The sequence below is a fragment of the bacterium genome, from assembly GCA_024742285.1.
Classification (GTDB): Bacteria; Myxococcota_A; UBA9160; order UBA9160; family UBA4427; genus UBA4427.
Genome location: JANSYR010000006.1, coordinates 255,310 through 276,168 on the forward strand (window position 1 = coordinate 255,310; position 20,859 = coordinate 276,168).

Annotated in this window: 17 protein-coding genes; 2 read left to right on the top strand and 15 right to left on the bottom strand. The window is 68.6% G+C overall.

The features are described from left to right. Window positions 1-26 precede the first annotated feature (26 nt). On the top strand, window positions 27-878 hold the full coding sequence (locus NXI30_13480) for a class I SAM-dependent methyltransferase (GenBank protein MCR9095226.1): 852 nt from the start codon (window positions 27-29) through the stop codon (window positions 876-878). Here NXI30_13480 and NXI30_13485 read toward each other — a convergent pair. From NXI30_13485 to NXI30_13550, 14 genes are all read right to left on the bottom strand, one after another. Beyond that, window positions 875-3,346, bottom strand: coding sequence for an efflux RND transporter permease subunit (locus tag NXI30_13485; GenBank protein MCR9095227.1), 2,472 nt, complete (start codon window positions 3,344-3,346; stop codon window positions 875-877). The two genes, NXI30_13480 and NXI30_13485, sit on opposite strands and share 4 nt — an antisense overlap. A gap of 12 nt (window positions 3,347-3,358) precedes the next feature. Further along, window positions 3,359-4,273, bottom strand: coding sequence for a TIGR03620 family F420-dependent LLM class oxidoreductase (locus tag NXI30_13490; GenBank protein ID MCR9095228.1), 915 nt, complete (start codon window positions 4,271-4,273; stop codon window positions 3,359-3,361). A 97-nt stretch (window positions 4,274-4,370) separates the two neighbouring features. Further along, on the bottom strand, window positions 4,371-5,726 hold the full coding sequence (locus tag NXI30_13495; protein MCR9095229.1) for an MFS transporter: 1,356 nt from the start codon (window positions 5,724-5,726) through the stop codon (window positions 4,371-4,373). A 19-nt stretch (window positions 5,727-5,745) separates the two neighbouring features. Then, window positions 5,746-6,750 (bottom strand): alpha/beta fold hydrolase, encoded by a 1,005-nt coding sequence (locus tag NXI30_13500; protein MCR9095230.1) that lies wholly within the window; start codon window positions 6,748-6,750, stop codon window positions 5,746-5,748. Between the two features lie 370 nt (window positions 6,751-7,120). Beyond that, entirely contained in the window at window positions 7,121-8,896 is a 1,776-nt protein-coding gene (locus NXI30_13505) for an amidohydrolase family protein (GenBank protein MCR9095231.1), read from the bottom strand. Between the two features lie 86 nt (window positions 8,897-8,982). Then, window positions 8,983-11,391: an efflux RND transporter permease subunit gene (locus NXI30_13510; GenBank protein MCR9095232.1), complete on the bottom strand. Its 2,409-nt coding sequence runs from the start codon at window positions 11,389-11,391 to the stop codon at window positions 8,983-8,985. Then, on the bottom strand, window positions 11,388-12,236 hold the full coding sequence (locus NXI30_13515; GenBank protein MCR9095233.1) for an amidohydrolase family protein: 849 nt from the start codon (window positions 12,234-12,236) through the stop codon (window positions 11,388-11,390). The genes NXI30_13510 and NXI30_13515 overlap by 4 nt, the downstream gene beginning before the upstream one ends. Before the next feature lie 112 nt (window positions 12,237-12,348). Continuing rightward, entirely contained in the window at window positions 12,349-13,170 is an 822-nt protein-coding gene (locus NXI30_13520; GenBank protein ID MCR9095234.1) for a mechanosensitive ion channel, read from the bottom strand. After that, on the bottom strand, window positions 13,163-13,477 hold the full coding sequence (locus NXI30_13525; GenBank protein ID MCR9095235.1) for a hypothetical protein: 315 nt from the start codon (window positions 13,475-13,477) through the stop codon (window positions 13,163-13,165). Before NXI30_13525 ends, NXI30_13520 begins: the two co-directional genes overlap by 8 nt. Before the next feature lie 2 nt (window positions 13,478-13,479). Then, window positions 13,480-14,241, bottom strand: a complete 762-nt coding sequence (locus tag NXI30_13530; protein MCR9095236.1) for a sigma-70 family RNA polymerase sigma factor — start codon at window positions 14,239-14,241, stop codon at window positions 13,480-13,482. Between the two features lie 320 nt (window positions 14,242-14,561). Next, on the bottom strand, window positions 14,562-15,329 hold the full coding sequence (locus NXI30_13535) for a class II aldolase/adducin family protein (protein ID MCR9095237.1): 768 nt from the start codon (window positions 15,327-15,329) through the stop codon (window positions 14,562-14,564). Window positions 15,330-15,415: 86 nt separating this feature from the next. After that, window positions 15,416-16,837 carry an amidase gene (locus NXI30_13540; GenBank protein MCR9095238.1) on the bottom strand — a complete coding sequence of 474 codons (1,422 nt, stop codon included), beginning with the start codon at window positions 16,835-16,837 and terminating at the stop codon, window positions 15,416-15,418. 53 nt (window positions 16,838-16,890) lie between these two features. Next, on the bottom strand, window positions 16,891-17,685 hold the full coding sequence (locus NXI30_13545; protein ID MCR9095239.1) for an enoyl-CoA hydratase-related protein: 795 nt from the start codon (window positions 17,683-17,685) through the stop codon (window positions 16,891-16,893). Window positions 17,686-17,756: 71 nt separating this feature from the next. Beyond that, complete coding sequence (locus tag NXI30_13550) at window positions 17,757-18,317, bottom strand: RDD family protein (protein ID MCR9095240.1); 561 nt, start codon at window positions 18,315-18,317, stop codon at window positions 17,757-17,759. 124 nt (window positions 18,318-18,441) lie between these two features. Between NXI30_13550 and NXI30_13555 the strand changes: the two genes are divergently transcribed. Further along, a complete protein-coding gene (locus NXI30_13555) occupies window positions 18,442-19,551 on the top strand; it encodes a hypothetical protein (GenBank protein ID MCR9095241.1) in 1,110 nt (369 codons plus the stop codon). Window positions 19,552-19,578: 27 nt separating this feature from the next. On the opposite strand, the gene NXI30_13560 is transcribed toward NXI30_13555, so the two are convergent. Then, entirely contained in the window at window positions 19,579-20,850 is a 1,272-nt protein-coding gene (locus tag NXI30_13560) for an acyl-CoA dehydrogenase family protein (GenBank protein ID MCR9095242.1), read from the bottom strand. Between the last annotated feature and the right edge of the window lie 9 nt (window positions 20,851-20,859).

A 20,859-nucleotide genomic window follows, 5' to 3' on the forward strand; every position in this document is an offset into this window, starting at 1 on the left:
GTGACGGTCCCGAGCGAGGATCCGTCGTGATCGAAGGACGTCCGAGCGACACCGCCCTGCAGGTCGCCGCGGCCCGCGAGGCCCACCGACGCTTCGATGCCGGACCGCCGATCCTCGACGACGTCCACGCGGCGTCGCTGCTCGACGAGGCGGGGCTCGCCCTCGTCGAGACCTACGGCGACGAGGCGCCCTGGATCCTGCTCGAGAACCGCCTCTTCCTTCCGCTTCGCGCACGCCTGGTCGAGGACCGGCTGGCCGAGGCCTACGCACGGGGCGTCCGTCAGTACGTGATCCTGGGTGCAGGCCTCGACTCCTACGCCTGGCGGCAGCCGGAGGACCAGGGCGAGCTCCGGATCTACGAGGTCGATCATCCGGCCACCCAGCAGTGGAAGGCCGATCGTCTGACCGGTCTCGGCTGGCCGACCCCCGCGAACACGCGGATGGTCGCCTGCGACTTCGAAGCCACGAGCGCGTCCGAAGCGCTGTCCGCGACGGACTTCGACCCGGCGCAACCGACCGTCGTCTCGTGGATGGGCGTCATCTACTACCTGGAGCGGGAGACCGCGGCCGACGCGATGGCCGATCTGGCGAAGATCCTGGCGCCCGGGAGCGAGCTCGTCTTCGACGTGATGCTCCCCTGGGAGGCGATGCCCGAGCGGTACCAGGCGATCCGCGAGCAGATGGTGGCCTGGCTGAAGGGGGCCGGAGAGCCCCAGAAGAACCGCTATCGGCCGCCGGAGCTGGTCGACGCGTCGAGCGCCGCCGGCTTCGACGAGACTGCCGTGATCGACGTCCCGTCGCTCTACGCCCGTTACGCGAGCGGAGAACCCGCGTCGCCGCTCTCGGAACGCTTCTTCCTGGCGATCGCCACACGTTAGTCGGCGCGCGCGGCCTGCTGGTGGGCGTCGGCCTCCCGGCGATGGGTCAGGACGAGGAGCGCCGGGGTGACGGTCACGTCGAGCAGGAACGCCGCGCCGATCGCGAAGGACGTGAGGACCCCGACGTTCCAGAGATTCAGCATCTCGGACATCGTCAGGACACCGAAGCCCGAGGTCAGCACGATCGAGGTGAAGAGCAGCGCGCGTCCCGTCGACTGCATCGTCTCTTCGACGGCCCGAACCGGGTCGAGGCCCTGGGCGAGGTAGCGCCGGAAGCCCGCGATGAAGTGGATGCTGTCGTCGACGGCCAGGCCGATCGCGATGCACCCGGCGAGCAGCGTGAACATGTCGAGGGGAATCCCGATCGCCCCCATGAGGCCCAGGGTCATCGCGATCGGCACCAGGTTCGGAACCATCGAGACGAGCCCGGACCGCAGGCTCCCGATCAGGAGGATCATGAGCGGCGTGATCAGGCAGAGCGCGAGGACGTAGCTCCGCAGGATGCTCTCGTAGATCGCATCGACGGTCCGCGCGATCAGCGAGGACATGCCCGTCAGCGAGTACGAGCCGACGTCGCCGAGGACCGACGCGAGCTGCGGTTCGAAGTCGGCCAGGAAGGGCCGCATGAAGATCCCGTCGGTCCAGCCCGACCGGATCGTGTAGCGCGCGCGGCTGAACTGGGGATCGACGACCTTCTCGAGGTCCTCGCTCCCGGAGTTCTCGAAGAGCAAGAGCTCCTGGGCGAGCAGACGCCGATCGCCGGGGACGACGTAGTAGGCGGCGTCGTTCGCGTTCAGCGCCTGGTGCGTCTCCTTGGCGATGTCGACGAGCGAGTTCGAGTACGAGAGCCGGGCCCCGGACGATCGATATTCCGCGACGAGCGCGTCGACCTCCTCGAGGCGCGCGAGGACCGCGGGCTCCTTGAGCCCGTCCTCACGGCCCGTATCGACCACGACCTCGATCGCGGAGGTGCCCCCGAAGCGATCGTTCACGAGCTCGGAGGCCACGCGATAGGGATGGTCGGCGGGGAACCAGCTCGTGGGATCGGAGCTCGCGTAGAGCCGGGTCGATCCCGCGACCGCAGCGACCAGCAGGAGCAAGGTCGCGCCGACGATCGGCCAGGGATGACGCGCGGAGACCGCCGCTAGACTCGCCAGGACCCGATCCGCGGCGGTTCCTTCCCGCCTCGCCCGGCCCTTCATCGGGAGCAGGACCATCATCGCCGGAAGGAAGACCAGCGAGTAGAAGAGCATCACTATCACACCGATCACCGAGATCATCCCCATCTCCGCGATCGGCTTCATCGGCGCGACCAGGAACGAGAGCAGCCCCGCCGAGGTCGTCAGTCCCGTCATCAGGATGGGCAGGCCCGTGTGCCGGAGGGCATGCTCGAGACTCGCGACGCGCTCCCTTCCCTCTCCGAGGTCGGTCAGGAAGATCGTCAGGAGGTGAACCGAGTACGAGACCCCGATCGCGAGCAGGAACGAGGGAATCAGCTGCGCCGGCGCGCTGAAGGGGAGATGGAAATAGCTGGCGAGGCCGAAGGTGGCCATCGTCGCGGGGACGACCACGCCCACGCAGAGGAAGATCGGCGCGATTCGGCGGAAGAGCGCGAAGAGGACGACTGCGATCATCACCAGGCCACCGCCGAAGAAGCGGGGCACGTCGACGCCGAGCTGCTTGGTCAGCTCGTAGGTGAGCATGGTCCCGCCCGCGGTCAGGATCGGGAAATCCGGACTCGCATGCCGGGCCGCGACCGAGTGGAGCGCCTCGATCACGGCGGCGTTCTCCGTGCCCGAGAGGAAGGCCCGCTTCGTCGAAGCCGTGTCGCCTGCCGTCTCCTCGAAGCCCCCCAGATCGAGATCGTCCTCGCCGGCGGCCTCACCCGGAGAGCCGTCGCCATAGACCGCGACCTCGACCCGGACCCCCGTCATCTTCCGATCGCTCGAGAGGATCCCCGTCTTCACGTAGAAGGGCGTGTTCAGCACGCGCTCCTCGAACGCCGCGAGCTCCTCGGCGTTGGTCGGCATCTCGTCGAGCAGATCCTCGACGACGAGCTCGTCGCCGCGGCCGTAGGTCGAGCGGACGTTCACGAGGCTCGTCACTTCCTCGAGATAGGGAAGCTCGTCCTCGAGGTCCCGGTGGAAGGCTTCGAGCTTCTCGAGGAAGCCGAGGTCGAAGATCTCAGGCGGCGAGATCGCGACGATGGTGACCTGATCCTGACCGAAGTCGTGTCGGAACGCGTCGTAGACCGCGCGGACCGGGTCGTCCTCGAAGAGGAAATCCTCGGAGGCCATCTTGACCTCCATCTGCGGGATGAGCGACGCGAGCCCCGCCGTGAGCACGAGGACGGCGGCGACGATCGGCCAGCGGAATCGCTCGACGAGGTGGGCCCATCGCCCGAGACCGTCTTCGATTCCCTGCCGCAGTCGTCCCTGCGGCACCCCCTCCGAATTCGCTTCGCTCAAGCGTCGCTCCGATCACCGACTCGGAGCGAGCGCTTCGATCGCGCGCCAGGGAACCTCACCGTACCGGCCCTCTGGATCCACGAAGTGGATGCAGATCTGGGTCGCCCCCGCGTCCAGGTGACGCTGCAGGAAATCCTCGATCTGCGTCTCGGTTCCCCAGGCAACGGTCTCGTCGATCAGACGATCGGAGCCGCCGTCTTCGAAGTCGGCGTCTTCGAGCCCGTATTTCCGCCAGGTCTTGCGGTAGTTCTCGAGGGCGATGTTGGTCGCGCCCGCCGCGCGCGCGGCGTTCCGCGCCTTCGTCGGATCGGACTCGAGGACGACCTTCACCTCGGGGACGAGCAGCGGCTCGGACCCGAGGATCTCGCGCGCCTCCGCGGTATGGGCCGGAGGCATGAAGTAGGGATGCGCGCCCTGAGCGCGATCCCGGGAGAGCGCGAGCATCTTCGGACCGAGGGCAGCGAGGACGCGCGGGGGCCCGGTCTGGACCGGCGGCGCGTCGGAGGGCGCCGCCTCCGGCCCGAGCAGGACGCTCATGTCCGGCCCCCGGTCCATCGCGTCGAGATAGTTCCGCATCGACGTGAGCGGCGGGCCGTAGGTCAGGCCGTGCATCCCTTCGACGATCGGCGCGTGGGACACGCCGAGCCCCAGCAGGAAGCGCCCGCCGGACTGCTCGTTCAACGCGAAGTGGCCCGCCGCCATCACCGCAGGAGCCCGCTCGAAGATGGGGATGATCCCGGTCGCGACGACCAGGTCCTGCGTCTCGGCGAGGAGCTGCGAAGCGACGACCATCAGATCGCGTTGCATCGCCATCGGGTGCCAGAGTGCGGTGTAGCCGAGGCGTTCGATCTTCTTCGCAGCCTCGGCTCGTCCCTTCGAGTCGAGGGCTTCGAGCGAGACCCAGATGCCGCGCGGGCCGAGCTCCATGGGATCCTCTCTTCTGCCGAGACCTTCCGTCTCGGGGTCGCCAAGTATGTCAGGCGGATCGCGGGTCCGCGAGGCCGTTCTCGCGCGGCATCCCGCCTCAATCGCCGTCGGGCGCGGCCGCCTCGACGGCGCGCTCGGCCCGGGCGCGGGAAAGATCCTCGCGAACCGTCCGGGCCGCGAAGACGCAGGTCCCCGCGGCCAGCACGAATCCGAACGAGAGCCAGACGAGCCCCCAGCGCAGCGAGTCGTCGCCGTAGGCCACCGCGAAGGACTGGCTCAGATAGCCGACGACGAGTGGACCGATCGCGCTGCCCACGCCGGTCCCCGTGAGCGAGAAGAGCGCGGCGGCGGAGGCCCGCATGCGCACCTTCGCGAGTCCCTGCACGAGGGAGAGGAAGGGCGCGCTGTGCATCGCGCCGAGGATCGAGCTCGCCACGCTCCAGACGAACGCGACCGGGAAGAGCGGCAGTCCGCCGCCGAGATCGATCCGATGGTCCTCTGGCCAGAGCAGGAAGAGCACCATGAAGGGAAGCGAGCTCAGGAAGGAGAGGATCGGCACCCAGAGGTAGGCGCGTTCATCTCGGGCGGACCAACGATCGCAGAGCCAGCCGCCGAGCCAGAGCCCGAACATGGACGGGATCGGCGTCGTGAGGAAGTACCAGGTCCCTGCCGCGCCCGTCCCCATGTCGAAGGTCCGGATGATGAAGGACGGCTCCCACGCGCCCTTCCCGGACGTGTAGAGGAGCGCGAAGGCGTGGGCGACGATCAGCCAGCGCATCGCCGGGAGCGACCAGAGATAGCGCCCGTCGTCGAGCAGCGAGCTGCGCGCTTCGCTCCGGGCCGTACGGCCCTCGCTCTGGCCGCGCGCGGGCTCCCGGATCGTCAGCCGGAAGACGATCGCCATCAGGACGCCCGGTGCGCCCGCGATCACGAAGGCGGTCCGCCATCCCCAGAGCTCGCTCGCCCATCCGCCGCCGGCCATCCCGACGGCGAGCCCGAGCACCGCGCCGACGGAGATGAACGAGAGTCCCTGGCCCCGATGCTCCGGCGGAACCGTGTCGGCGATGAGGGATTGGATCGCCGGGCTGGCGCTGGCCTCGCCGATCCCCACGCCCATCCGCATCGCGAAGAGCTGCACGTAGCCCTGGACCCAGCCGGTGGCCATCGTGAAGAGGCTCCAGACCGTGAGGCCGAGAGCGATGATGTTGCGCCGCACGCCGCGATCCGCCCACCGCGCGAGGGGGAGGACCGCCAGCGTGTAGACGAGGGTGAAGCTCGGACCGAGGATCCAACCCATCTGGCTGTCGGAGAGCCCGAGATCGGCCTTGATCGGGTCGACGAGGATCGCGACGACGTGGCGATCCACCGTGTTCAGCATCATCACACCGACGATGACCGCGAAGAGGTAGCGGCGATAGGCGGCGGAAGGGACGTCCGGGGTCGGGCTGCTCATCGGTCTCTTCGTTCCCCGATCAGCGCACGCGAGCCAGGTGGGCCATCACGGCATCGACGATGACGGCCTCCTCGTCCTGGATGAGCCAGTGGCCGGCGTCGAGGGCGACGTGCTCGAAGGGGCCTTCGACGTAGTCGCGCAGACGCGCCTGGACGCGCTCGTTCACGAAGGCCGCGATGTCCCGTTTTCCGTAGACGTAGAGGACGGGCTGCGAGACGGGCGGCAGGTCGCCGCCCGGCGGCCCTTCCGGCGCGAGCGCACGATACCAGTTCAGCGCGGCGGTCAGCGCGCCGGGCTCGGAGAACACGGCGTCGTACTCGTCATGATGCTCATCGGTCATCGTCTGCCAGGCTACGCGATGGAGCATCCGACGGCCCGCTGCCCCCAGCAACGTCTCGGCGAGCCCGGGCACGCGGAAGACCTTGATGTAGGTCGGGACCGAGGGCGCCACGTCGGGCTCCGGAATCGCCCCTGGATGCGGGATCGAGAGCGAGGCCCACGAGAGCACGCGGTCCGGACGGGTCCCCGTCGCCGCCCACCCGACGATCGAGCCCCAGTCGTGGCCCACCAGATGGAAGCGGTCGAAGCCGACGGCGTCCGCCACCGCCATGACGTCGTCGACGAGCACGGGCACGGCGTAGTCCGAGATCGCGCCGGGACGCGCCCCCGGGCTGTAGCCGCGCTGATCGAAGGCCACGACGCGGAAGCCGGCCTCCGCGGCGCGACGCAGGAGCGGCTGCCACATGATCGAGGTCTCGGGGAAGCCGTGGAGCAGCACGAGCGCCGGGCCGTCCCCGTCGAGCCCCGCCACGCGCGCACGGAACTCCATCCCGCGCGCGGGGATCCGGACGAGCGACCCGCCGTCGACCCGGCTCGCCGTCCGCCCTTCTTCCTCGAGGAACGGCAGCGCGGCCGTCTCCTTCGTGTGGGTGCGATCCCGATCGAGGGTGATCTGGTGGGCGCCCCAGAGGAGCAGCGGGGGCGCGATCAGCATGGCCAGGAACACGACGAGAAACGTGGGCAAGCGGGACCTCCGGCAGAGAGCTTCGCCCCGGGACGTCACCGGCGAAAGGTGGCTCCACCGAAATGCCTCCGATGCCCCAAGACCCCGAAATCAAAACAGTTTCGGCAAGGGAGCGGTCGCCTTCGGGAATCGATGTCAACCGGTATACAGACCGCGGACGGCAGCTCACCGATGATGCGTGGGGTTTTCGGCGGCGCTCCCGCGCCGCGACCACGCCGTGACCGGTTGGTTCCATCCCGATCCTTTCTCCGGGAGAAGGGTGGACCCGACCCGCCTGGGCCGGAGGACGACGGACGCTCTCCGGCCCGGGCATCGCGCGACGCCCACGGCGACGACGACGCCCGCGCCGCCTTGACCTCGGCCGGATCGTCTATGCCTGGGCCGCGCTCCCGCGACCGCCGCCTTCGCCGCCGCCTTCGCCGCCGCCTTCGCCGCCGCGTAGGAGCTTCCCAGAGTAGGTCTGGGTCTCCTTGTCGTCCTCGATCGTGACCTCACCGTTCACGAGCACGTAGCGGTAGCCGGTTCCGGCGGACGCGACGCGGTACTCGTCTCCCGGCAGGTCGTGGCGGAAGTTCGGGAACTCGTAGTCGAGCTTCTCGAAGTCGTAGACGACGATGTCTGCGGCCGCGCCTTCGCGCAGCACGCCCCGGTCCTGGAAGCCCGCACAGAAGGCGGGCAGCGCCGAGAGACGCCAGTGCGCCTCTTCGAGGGAGAGGAAGCCGTGCTCGCGCACGTACCGGGAGATCAGCTCGGTCGCGTAGCTCCCCGCCGCCAGGTATTTGAGGTGCGCGCCGCCGTCGGAGAGGCCCGGGATGACCCACGGATTGTCGAGGAGCTGCTTGATTCCCTCGAGACCGATGTCGAACTGCGGTGCCTGGAAGCTCGTCTTCAGGTCGTCGGAGACGACGAGGTCACAGAGCGCGTCGACCGGGTGGACGCCGCGCGCGTCGGCGATCTCCTGGACGCTCTTGCCGACCCACTGCTCGTTCTCGCTCTTCGCGACCGAGACGACCCGCGCCTCGTCGACGCCGCCGATGAACTGGTACTTGAGGGGCTCGGCGCGCAGCCGCTCGCGGACCGACTCGTCGGCGAGGTTCTTCAGGATCACGTCGTTCGAGACCTCGGGCCCGGCGACCTCCTCCCAGACGGGTCCCCACAGATCCCAGTAGTCGAAGGTGAAGAGCAGCGGCGGGTTCTGGGTGATGCCCTGCCCGTAGATCCGCAGCCCCTTTTCACCGCAGGAATCGAACCACGCGAAGAGGTTTTCGTGCATCTCGATCATCACGTTCGACGCGGGCAGCGCCTGGTAGATGATCGGCGCGCCGGACACCTCGGCGAGCTTCTCCCAGTGCTCCCGCGGCATCGTCGCGCCGGAGAGCTCGATGAAGCCTTCGCCCCGCTCGCCGAGCACCTCCGCCAGCGCCAGCTGGGTCTCGGGCCACATCACGTCCGAGGGCATCGGCGTCCCGTCGAAGTCCGACTGGGCGGCCCCGCCGGCGGTCGGCGCCTTCGGATCTCCGGGTGTACCGAGGGTCTGCGACGACCAGCCGCAGGCGCCGGCGTCCATCGCTTCGTGAAGCAGTCGCTTCAACTCTTCCGTCTCCGCCTCGGTGGGCTTGCGGCCGGCCTTCGCGTCCTCGAGGCCCATGACCCAGATGAGCAGCGGGTTCACGCCCACGTAGGGCAGCAGGTTCACCGCCTTCGGGACGCGGTCGATCGAGTCGAGCATCTCCGGGTAGCTCTCCCAGTCCCAGGGAATCGACGCTTCCATCGTCGCCATCGGGATCGCCTCGACCTTCGTCATCGACTCCATCGCCCGGTGCTGCAGCTCCTTCTTGCACGGCGCGAAGCCGAAGCCGCAGTTGCCGACGACCACGCTCGTCACGCCGTTCCAGCCGCTCGTCGTCAGGTAGGGGTCCCAGAAGACCTGCGCGTCGTAGTGGGTGTGGAGGTCGATGAAGCCGGGGGCGACGACGAGCCCCTCCGCGTCGAGCTCCCGCGCGCCCTGCCCGGCCGGGATCCGTCCCATGCGGGCGACCCTGCCGTCCTTGATGCCGACGTCGCCCTTGTACCGGGGGTTGCGGGCACCGTCGACGATCATGCCGTTGCGGATGACGATGTCGTAGGTCGGATTCGGGGTGGCCATGGATGCGCGGCTCCTTCTCTGCGGAATCGTGTCCTACGGAGCATAGAGCGCCCGCGCGCGCGCCTCACACCCCCGATCCAGCCAATTCAGCGGTCGTCCGACCGCCCTGCGAGGCGTCCCGCGAAGCGCGCAACGAGCGCTGGAGCGAGCGTCACGTCCGCCAGGAAGGCGACGGCGATCGCCGAGGAGATGACGACGCCGAAGGCGTACATGTTGAGCATGTAGGACTGGGTGTACACGAGGAAGCTGCAGGACAGGACGCACGAGGTGAAGAGGAGCGCCTGACCGGTGCTCTGGAGGGTGTGGTCGACGGCGGGCTCGACCGCTTCGCCGGCCTCGAACTCCCGCCGGAAGTTGTGCATGAAGTGGATCGTGTCGTCGACGGCGAGCCCGATCACGATCGAGGCGGTCATCAGGCTGAGCATGTCGAGCGGAAACCCGAACCAGCCCATCAGGCCCAGAGACAAGATGACCGGCGCGAGGTTCGGGATCATCGTGAGCAGTCCCAGCCGCACCCGACCGATCAACAGGATCATGAGGAGCGTGATCACGACGAGCGCAGTCGAGTAGCTGCGCAGCATCGTCGTGAGCGCCGCCGCGATGGTGTTGCCGACGAGACGAAACTCCCCGGTGATCTCGTAGTCGAGCCCTTCGCCGAGGATCGCGGCGATCCCGGGTTCGACCGCGTCGAGGTAGGGCTTCACGAACGCGCCGTCGTCGAAGCGCACGCGCGCGGTCAGACGCGCGGTCTCGAAGTCACTCGTCACCAGGTCCTCGACGTCGTCGCTGCCCGAGTTCTCGAAGAGGAGCAGCTCCTGGGAGACGAGCTCCCGATCGTCCGGGATCGCATAGAACTCCGGGCGGTTCTCGTTCAGCGCCCGATGGGTCTCCTTCACGATGTCCACGATCGAGACGACCTTGCCCGCGCGGAGCGTCGCGGCCTCCACCGAGAGCATGTGATCGGAGACTTCTTCGAGCTTTCGCAGGACAGCGGGCTCGTGGAGCCCGTCGTCGGCGCCCGTCGACACGAGGACCTCGTAGGTCACCGCCCCGCCGAAATGATCGTTCGTGTAGTCGACCGCCTGAAAGAGGCCCGAGTCCTCGGGAAACCACTCGATCATGTCGTGCCCGACGTGGATGCGCGGGATCCCGACGCCGGCCGCCAACAGGATCGCCGCCCAGACCGCGAGGACGAGACCAGATCGCCGGGTCGAGAAGCGACCGACCGAGAGGAGCAGGCGTTGGGAGACTGTTTCGGTTCCCGCTGCGGCCTCGGTCACGCGCCGGACAGGCGAAATGGCGAGCAACGCCGGGAGCAGCACCAGCACGTAGGCGAGCGAGAGCAGCACGCCGATCGGGCTGATGATCCCGAAATGCGAGATCGGCGCGAGGGCCGCGGGGATGAACGAGAGCAGGCCGCCCGCGGTCGTGAGGGACGTCATCAGGATCGGGAGTCCGGAATGCGCCAGCGCGTGTGGGACCGCCTCGTGGCGATCCATTCCGGCGCGGATCCCCTGGTAGTAGATCGCGACCAGGTGCACCGCACCGCCGATCCCGACCGCGAGCAGGAAGGACGGGATGATCTGGGTCGGCGCCATGATCGGAATGCCGACCGCGCCCATCAGCGACATCGTCGAGAAGACCGAGAGGCCGACCGTCAGCAGCGGCAGCACGACCCCGAGCACGCTCCGGAAGAGCATCGCCAGGAAAACGGCCGCCACGACGATCGACAGGACGGTCGCCTGCGCCATGTCCGGCATCAGCGTCCGGGAGAGGACCGTCGTGAACGCCGCCATCCCGGCCACGTGCACCTCCACCCCTTCCGGGACCGTCTTCGCGAGGACCGCCTCGATCGCGGACAGGATCTCGGCGTCCTCCTCCCCCGTGATCAGCTGGCGGGAGGCCGCGGCGGTCTCTTCGCTCACGTCGTCGAAGCCTTCGAGCGCGTCGATCTCGCCGAGCTGCGAGTAGGCCTCGGTCTCGATCACGATCATCGTCGCGCGCCCGTCCTCGGAGAGCACGAAGTTCCGGTAGAGCGCGTTCGATCGGGCGCGTTCCTCGAGGGCCGCGAGGGCTTCCGGCGTCTCGGGCCAGTCCTCGAGGAAGTCCCGGACGTCGAGTCCTTCCTCGTTCCCGAGCGTCTCGCGCACGTTCCAGAGACTGGTCACCTCGACGAGATGCGGCACCTCGTCCTCGATCGCGAGATGCGTGTCCCGCACGACCTCGAGGAAGGCCGGATCGAAGACGGAGCCCGCAGGCTCGAGCGCCACGGCCATCGCCGCGTCCCGACCGAAGACCTCCTTGAAGGCGTCGTTCTGGAGGACGATCGGATCGTCCTTGTGGAAGAAGGCGTCGTTCGAGGTCTCGAGATAGAAGTGCTGGATCTGCGTCCCGAGCGCCCCGGTCAGGACGAGCACGGCGAAGATCACGGTCCACGGATGCGCGACGACCCAACGCCCCCAGGCCCCCAGCGCCGCCTCGATTCGATCCTTCATGCGACCGGCGCGAGCTCCCCGTAGCGCGGGTTGCGCTCGCCCCAGAAGAAGCGATTCGCGTTCCCGTACATGAACTTCTCGAGCACGCCCTCGCGCAGGTCGAGCGCCCGCGCCTCGTTCACGCATCGCTCCCAGTCGAGGGCCGGGTGGTCGGAGGCGAAGAGGACCTTGTCCTTGCCGCGCGTGTTCATGAAGTGGATGAGTTCGGGCGGGAAATGCTTCGGCGAGTACGCCGACGTCATCAGGTGGAGGTTCCGGTACTTGATCATGAGCCGCGTCGCGATCCCCCACCAGGGATCGGCGCCGTGGGCCATGCAGATCTTGAGCTCCGGGAAGCGGACACAGACCCGGTCGAGGTGGATCGGGTTCTGGCACTCGCCGGCGACCGGGGGACCGGGGAGCCCGGTGTTGATCGTGAGCGGCAGATCGAGCTCCACGCATTTCGTGTAGAGCGGGTAGTAGCGCTCGTCGGAGGGCGGGACGTCGGAGGAGAAGGGCACGACCTTCGCGCAGACCGTCGGGTGGTTGCGGGCCAGGGCCTCCATCTCCCAGAGCCCCTTCATGATCGGCATCTGACCGGGGTCGACCGAGAGTCCGAGCGAGAAACGCTCCGGCGCCTTCTCGACGAAGCGCAGGACGCGCTCGGACGGCTTCGCCACGTTCAGCGTCACGATCGCCCGCTCGATCCCGAGCCGATCCATCTCGGGGATCAGCTCGCCCGGCTCGAAGCTCCGGAAGAAGTCGTCTCCGCCCTTGAGGTAGTCCTCTTTGACCCGCTTCAGGTAGTCGACGTCGGCCTGGTCGCCCATGTCGACGTTGATCCAGCAGTCGATCGCCTTCTGCATCCACGCCTCCGCTCCGGCCCCGACGAGGGGCCGTCGGCGGCGACGATAGCGAGACGGGGCGACGGCGCGCAGTCCAGCGCGCGGGCTGCGCTTCGGGGGCGGGGGACGCCGCCTACTGCCCGATGACCTCGTCCATCAGGCGGCGATTCGGGATCGACCACTTCGACTCCCCGTCCCGGAACGTCGTCGCGATCGGCCCGATCTGGTCGACGACGCCCCGGCGCCCGTCGACCTCGACCGCCTCGCCTTCGGGCAGGGTCTGCCGGAGATAGTGGCCCGCCAGGATGGCGGTCACGATGTCCCGGGAGCCGAGGGCGAAGGAGAGGCCCATGCCGGCGGTGATCGCGGCGACGGTCACGGTGATCACCGTGATCAGGATCTGGGTATCGACCCCGAGCTGCTCGAGGGTCACGACGACGACCATCACGACGATGCTCGTCTGGGCGACGGCCCCGAGACCCTTCGCGTAGGACAGGCCCGCGGCGCTCGCGGCGGAGGTCACGACGTTTCCGATGAAGCGCGCGAGGAAGACGCCGGCGGCGAGGACCAGCGCGGCGGAGATCACGCTCGGGATGTAGCCGAGGATCCGGGTGATCGCGGAGGTGACCGCGTGGAGGCCGACGATCTCGGCGGCGCCCATGACGAAGAGGATCAGGATCAGCCAGTAGGCGAGGCCACCGACGATCTGGGAGGGCTGGGCGCTGATCGAGGCCCGCTCGAGGGCCTCCATCAAGCCGGAGCGCTCGAGCAGGGCATCGAGGGAGACCTGGATGGAACGCACGAGAACCGCACGGACGAGCTTTGCGATCAGCCAGCCGAGCATGAAGACGGCGAACGCGCCGACCGCCTTGGGCAGGAACTCGATCGCCGAGGCCGCCACGCCGTTCAGCATGTCGACGAGCAGGGTCTGGATCTCGGAAAACTGTTCATTCATCGGGGTCACTCCGATCGTGGGTTCGCGTTCGCGGCGCGCCCATCGACTGCGGCGGCGAGAGCGGATCGTGGCCGAAGAAGGCCGCCAGCAGGTCGAGGAGGGGCGCGCAGAAGCGCATGAGGAAGACGAAGGTCGTGAGGTCGATCAGGTCGCGGCTCGTGAGCTCGGCCTGGACCTTGCGGATGGTCTGGTCGTCGAGGGTCTCGGGCGGTGCGGGTCGGTCGCCTTCGAGACTTCCGAGCAGATCGCGGACGAAGTCCTCGTCGGAATCGAAGTCGAAGGGCTCACGGCGGTCGTCGTTCGACATCGCTACGCCCCTCCCCTGCGCTTGCGACCGAAGGCGGCCGCCTCGCCGCCGACGCGCGCTTCGTAGAGCGCCTTCAGCTTCTTCGTGCCGCGCGAGACGCGCATCTTGACCGCCGACTCGGACAGGTCGAGCTCCCGGGCCAGCTCCGGGTAGCTGTACCCCTCCACGTAGCGTAGGAGGAGCGGCACGCGGGTGCCCGGATCGAGCGCGTCGAGGAGCTCGAGGACGAGCTTGCGGAGCGCGACGTCCGGCGCCTCGGGTCGCTCCGGCGGCGGCGCCTGCTCCTCGGCCGCCTTGCGCTTGCGCTGCTCGCTGGCGCGCTTGCGGAGCACCATCCGACAGGCGTTCAGGGTGACGGTGTTCAGCCAGTGGACGAAGGGGCGCTCGAAGCGGAACCGAGGCAGGTTGCGGAAGACCGCGAGGAAGACGTCCTGGACGGCCTCCTCGGCGTCGGCGGTCGAGCGGAGGATCCCGTACGAACGCGCGTAGACTCGACCCGAGTGTTTGCGCACCAGCTCGTTGTAGGCCGAAGTGCCGTAGGGCAGCTCCGCCTGGGCCTGCTCCACGAGCTCGCGATCGGGGTCTCCCTCCTGCCCCTGCAGGTCGTCCTCGCTCACAATCGCCGCCCTGCTCTCCCGTCCCACGAAGCTCGCCGTTCGCGTTCGCTCGACGATCGTCGCACGCCCCGCGCGGGGGCGCGCGAGCGATTCGCGATCACGAATCTTGCCGCTCCCGCCGCCCGGACGCACCGCCATCGTGACCATTCGCCGATCTCCAGAGCCCCTCGAGGGTGACCAGACGAAGCAGATCTCCTACGAGAATCCAGTTTCGGACTCTACGAATCGTTCGCGCGGCGAGGTCGGAGGGCGGCTGCGGAGCGTCCCGCGAGGCCTCCTGCCTGAGCAGTCCTTCGATCTCGTCCGACGCCGATCCCTCGTCCATCGCACCCCCCATCTGTCGGGAGGGGAAATGCGGGGGCGTAACAAAGCGTCACCGCCCCCCGCTCCCGGTCGGCCGCCGGCGGTTCGGCGCGGCGCGGCGGCGCAAGGCGGGATCAGGCCTCGGCGCGGCGGCGAAGGCGGGCTCAGGTCTCGACGACGCTCGGGTCCCCGAGATGACGGCTCACCAGCGAATGGAAGGCGGGCACCCCGGCGCCGTACTGGATCAGGTCGGCCTTCGCGTAGCGCGCGGCCGCCGCCGAGATCGGCTTCGCGTCCCGGGCCTTCATGTGGGCCTCGGCCACCCGCTCCATCAGGACGAAGCTGCCGACCGCCTCGGCGACGCTCTGTCCGACCGTGAGCAGGCCGTGGTTCGCCAGGATGACGGACCGGTTCTGGCCGAGCGCCTCGGCGATCCGGCGCCCGCCGTCGGTGTCCTGGATCTGGACCTCTTCGTCGTCGAAGAGCGCGTGGTCCTCGAAGAAGATGCAGGACTCCTGGGTGATCGGCAGGAGCGGACGCCGCTCTGCGGCGAAGGGCGTCCCCCAGCCCGTGTGGACGTGGGTGGCGCTGACCGCCTCGGGGCGCGCGGCCAGAATCGGCCCGTGGATGTAGTAGGCGGCGACGTTGATCCCGCCAGCGCCCTCGCCTTCGACGATCTTGCCGTCGGGGCCGATCAGCACGAGATCGGCGACGGTCGCCTGATGGAAGGACACGCCCCAGCGCAGGACCCAGAAATGGTCCGTCCGCTCGGGATCGCGCGCGCTGATGTGACCGTCGCCGGTGTCGCCCCAGCGCTGGGCCGCGAGGATGCGGTAGCCGAGGGCGACGTCGCGCTTGCGCCTGGCGCGGACCGCTTCGGGAGAGTCCTCGGCGCGGTCGCCGCCGAGGTCGATCGTTGCTGCTTCGGCCATGTCCGGTCCTCTCCTCGTCGTCTTCTTCGTGAACTCGCGAGACGAGATCGTAGCGAGGTCCGGTCGCCCGTGACCGCCTCGCCGCTTCAGTCGAGCGGGGGACGACGATCGAAGAAGGGGCGCTCCCGCTCGAGCTGTCCCGCCAGTCGGAAGAGCGTCGCCTCGTCGTCGGTTCGCCCCATGAACTGCAGCCCGATCGGCAGTCCCTCTTCATTCCAGTGGAGCGGGACCGACATCGCCGGATTGCCCGTCAGGTTCGCCAGCTGGGTGTAGCCCGTGGTCTGGAGCAGCGTCCGCGTCTGCGCCTCCCGGTCGGGATTCGAGAGCGAGAGCACCCCGAGCGGCGCCGGCGGGATCGCCATCGTCGGCGAGAGCACGACGTCGAAGCGCGTCATGTGTTCGGCGAGCGCGCGACCTGCGGCGTGCATCGTCCGGACCGCATTCACGTAGTCCGTGGCCGTCCTCGAGCCGGCGAGCTCCACCATCGCCCAGGTGCCGAGCTCGACGTCGCCCTGCTCGAGGGGACGACCGAGATCCGCGGCACGCTCCTCGAGGGAGGCCCGGGTGCTCGCGCTGATGATCGTGACGCCGGCCAGGGCGAGCCCTTCCGGCAGGTTCTCGAAGGGCGCCTCTTCGACTTCGTGCCCGAGCACGCGACAGAGTGCGATCGCCTCGTCGAGTGCAGCCTCGCAGTCCTCGTGCGGTGCCACACCGTTGAAGCCGAGACGCTGGACCGCGATCCGCAGCCGACCGGGATCCGCCCCGACCTCCTCGAGGAACGGACGGGCCGGCGGCGGCGCGGCATAGGGCGCACCCGGATCGGCCCCCGACGTCGCGTCGAGGAGCGCCGCGCTGTCGCGGACCGAGCGGGAGACCGCGTGGATCGTGCTCATCCCCGACCAGTTCTCACCCAGCTGCGGTCCCATCGGCGTGCGCCCGCGGGCCGGCTTCATCCCGAAGAGGCCGCAGCACGAAGCCGGGATCCGGATCGAGCCGCCTCCATCGCTGGCGTTCGCGAGAGGCAGGTAGCCGGCGGCGACCGCCGAGGATGCGCCGCCGGACGAGCCACCGGAGGTGTGGGTCGTCTTCCAGGGATTGCGGGTCTGCCCGAAGAGGCGCGACTCGGTGGACGTGGTCAACCCGAACTCCGGGGAATGGGTCCGTCCGAACGTGACGAGGCCCGCGCGGCGGTAGCGCGCGACGAGCTCGCTCTCGACGGTCGGGACGTATCCCTCGTAGAGGGCGCTGCCGTGGGTCAGGGGCGACCCGGGGATCGCCAGCGCGAGGTCCTTGAGGAGGAAGGGCACGCCGCGGAAGGGCCCGTCGGGAAGACCGTCGTCGATCGCCCGGCGCGCGTCGTCCTCGAATCGGGCGACCACCGCGCCCAGGACTTCGTCGCGGGCATCGACCCGCGCGATCGCTGCGTCGAGCAGCTCGTGGGGCGTCACGTCCCCGCTCGCGACGAGCGCCGCGAGGGCGAGGGCATCATGGTCCTCGTAGCCATCCACGTGCAGATCCTCCCGATCGATGCCCGCAGCGTACCCGACCGACCCGCGTGCCCCTACTTCCGGAACTGTTTGAAGTCGGCGGGACGCTTCTCGATGAAGGCCTTGATCGCCTCGATGTTCTCCGGCGAGCCCTGGGCCTTCGACATCTCGTCGTGCTCGATGTCGAGGGCTGCGGCGATTCCGGCCCGGTGGGCCTGGTTCATGATCTTCTTGATCGCGACCAGCGCCGAGATCGGCCACTGCGCGATCTCGCGGGCCTTCTCGAGGGCCGCCGCCAGGAGCGCGTCGTCCGGGTAGGCCCGCGCCGCCATCCCGAGTTCGACGGCCTTCGCCGCATCGATCCACTCCGCGGTGAACATCAGCTCGTTCGCGCGCTGTCGGCCGATCGAGCTCTGGAGCGTGTAGCTACTCGCGATCTCGGGCACGAGGCCGAGGTTCGCGAAGGGGAGCCGCGCCCGCAGACTCTCGCCGACGTAGACGATGTCCGAGGCGATCGCGATCGTGCAGCCTCCCCCCACGGCCACTCCGGGGACCGCCGCGATCAGCGGCTTGCCGAAGGCCAGCACCGTCGCCTCCGCGGCGAAGAAGCCGCTCGCGAAGCCGTCCTCCCGCGGCGGGCGCTCGCCCCCGCCGAAGCCCCCGAGATCGGCCCCCGAAGAGAAGTTCCCACCGGCCCCGGTCAGGACCACGACCGCCACCTTCGGGTCGGCTTCCGCGTCCCGCAGCGCCTGACAGAAGGCGTCCCACTGATCCTCGTCGAAGGCGTTCTTCTTCTCGGGCCGATTCATCGTGATCAGCAGCACGCCCTCTTCGTCGAGGTCGGTCAGCACGCGGGATTCGTCGCTCATGTCTTCTCCGTCCGGTTCGTCCGGGCCGACAACGATGGCGGATGCACCCCGAGGTAGCCAGTCCCGCTCGATCAGTCGGCGACGACGACTCTCGTGCCGGCCAGATGGTCGTGTCCGCAGCGGCGAGCCGAGCCGAAGATCAGCAGCAGCTCGAAGAGCACGACGAAGGATCCGACGACGGGCACGACCGCGACCGCATAGAGCGAGGCCTCTCGGATCCAGAACACGCGGGTGAAGGAGACCAGCCGCCCGTCGACACCCACGATACGAATCCCGAGCATGCGTTTCCCGATCGTCTGACCCCGATCGGCGAGCAGATAGCCATGGAGCGTCACGAAGAGCGCAAGAGAGAGGGCGTTGTCGATGAAGACATCGACCAGGGCGGGCAAGGTGAACAGCGCCCCGAACACCTCTCCGGCCGTCTCCGGCGGAACGGCGGACGCCTCGGAGAGCTCGAGCCGGCCGAGCAACGACATGAGCGGGAAGTAGATGGCCATCTGGAGAACGGCGTCGATGGACGCGGCGACGAACCGCGACGAGCGGCTCGCGTCGTCCGCGGTCGTGCGAGCCTCGTCGGGGAGCAGAGAGGACTGCGGGGGGTCGTAGGCGTGAGCGTCCAGCGGATCCGACACGCCGCCGAGATTAGCAGGAGGGAGGGTCTGCCCGCGGTCCGCGGCTGTATTAGAGTCGGTCGTTCGACGGGACACGTCGCGAGCCCGCGCGCCCCGAATCGCACACCCGCGCAGAGGATCCAGCATGCCGATCAGCCCCATGGACGACTACCTCGCCCACCAGACCACCGACACCTTCGACCACGTCTTCACGAGCGACCGCAACTTCTTCGACCGCTACTACTTCAATCTCCACGCGTCGAGCGACGAGCTCTTCATGGTCTTCGGCCTCGGCCAGTATCCGAACCTCGGGGTGACCGACGCCTTCGCCTCGATCTCCCACGGCGACACCCAGTACACGGTTCGCGCGTCCCGCGAGCTCGGCAGCGACCGGATGGACACGTCCTGCGGCCCCTTCAAGTTCGAGGTCCTCGAGGGACTCAAGAAGCTCCGGATCCAGTGCGACGACAACGAGTGGGGCCTCGCCTTCGACGTGACCTGGGACGGCGCGCAGCCTCCGCTCGAGGAGCCCAAGTCGATCAAGAAGAGCTTCAACCGCACGGTCATGGAGAACGCGCGCTTCGCCCAGACCGGCTGCTACACGGGCTCCCTCGAGATCGACGGCCAGCACTACACGGTCGAGCCCACGAAATGGAAGGGCGCGCGGGACCGCTCCTGGGGCGTACGCGGCGTGGGCGAGCCCGAGCCGCCGGGCATCCGCGTGACCGAGGAGCGCGCCCACGGCTTCTTCCACAACTGGATGCCGATGCAGTTCGACGACTACATGATCAAGACCTTCATCGAGGAGGGCCCCGACGGCGAGCGCCAGATGGAGGAAGGGATCAAGGTCTGGAACTACGGAATCGACAAGCCCAACGAGATCCTCGGCTCCCCGAACCACAAGATGCGGTACCACTCGGGCACGCGGGAGGTCGCCGGCGCGACGATCGGCTACGCGAACAGCGACCTGACCGTCGAGAACGTCCCGCTCCGGACGGTCAACCTCGGCATGGGCTCGGGCTACATCAACACCGACGGCTGGGGCCACGGCGTCTACCAGGGCAAGGAGAAGGTCGAGGGCGTCAAGTACGACGTCTCGACCCCGGCGAAGCGCGCCGAAGTCTTCGGCCTGAACGAGACCCTCTGCCGCTTCGAAGCCAGCAACGGCGACGTCGGCTACGGCATGCACGAGAACTTCATCGTCGGGATCTATCGACCCTACGGGTTCGACGAACCGGGCACAATGGCGCCCTGACCCGCGCGGGCGGGTCTGCGCGCCCGCTCAGTCTTCCTGCACGCCCTTCGGCGCCCTCTGCTTCATGAAGCCGAAGAGGTAGCCCGCGACGCGCCGCATCTGGATCTCCTCCGCGCCCTCGGTGATCCGGTAGCGGCGGTGGTGTCGGTAGATGTGCTCGAAGGGCTTGTGGCGCGAGTAGCCGAGACCGCCGTGGACCTGCATGGCGCGGTCCGCCGCCTCGCAGCAGAGCCGATTCGACCAGTAGTTGCACATCGAGACCTTGTCCGAGACCGAGAAGGCCCCGTACTGGTCCATCTGCCAGGCCGTCTTGTGGATCAGCGCCCGGAGCATCTCGCACTGGGTCTGGAGCTCGACGAGCGGGAACTGGATGCCCTGGTTCGTGGCGAGGGGCTTGCCGAAGGGCGCGCGGGTCTTCGCATACTCGATCGACTCGTCGATGCAGAACTGGGCGGCGCCGAGAGACGACGCCGCCTGACGGATCCGGTTCTCGTTGAAGAAGTGCTGGACGACCTGCAGGCCCCGCCCCTCTTCCCCGAAGATCGACGAGTGCGGAACCCGGACGTCCTGCATCGTGAAGCGGCCGTGGTCCGTCGGCATGTTGAAGGTCCAGAGGAGCTCCTCGACCTTGAAGCCCTCGCTATCCGTCGGCACGAGGAACGCGGTGATCCCGTGGCCGTCGCCGGGCCCGCCGTCGGTCCGCGCCATCACCATCGCGTGGGCGGCGTTGTGGATGCCGGTGTTCCAGCTCTTCTCGCCGTTCAGGATCCAGTCGTCGCCATCGCGGACGCCGCTCGTCTCCATGTGCGTCGCGTCGGAGCCGTGAGCGCTCTCGGTGATGCCGAACGTGAAGCCGCGCCGCCCGGCCGCAGCGTCCTCGAGCCAGTTCGCCTTCTGCTCCTCGCTTCCGTAGTGCAGGAGCAGCAGGAGGCCGACGCTGTTCCCGACGATCGAGTGCTCGTTCTGGAGGTCGTTGTGGAGCCCCAGCCCCTTCCGCGCGAGGTGCTCGCGGATCACGGCCATCCCGAGGTTGGTGCCGTCCCGGCCGCCGTACTCCTCGGGGAAGGCGTAGCGATAATGACCGGCCGCGTCCGCGCGCCGCTTCGCCTCTCTCAGGAGCGCCTCCCATTCCTCGGTCGGTCGCCCGCCCTCTTCCCAGTTTGTGCGCGCGTCCTCTCGCCGATGGTCGAAGAAGCGGACGTTGTCGTTTTCCTCCTCGAGCGGCCGGATCTCGGCCTCGATGAAGCGGTCGAGCTCGTCGAGGTAGTCCTGCAGGTCCTGCGGAATCTCGAAATCCAAAATCGTGCC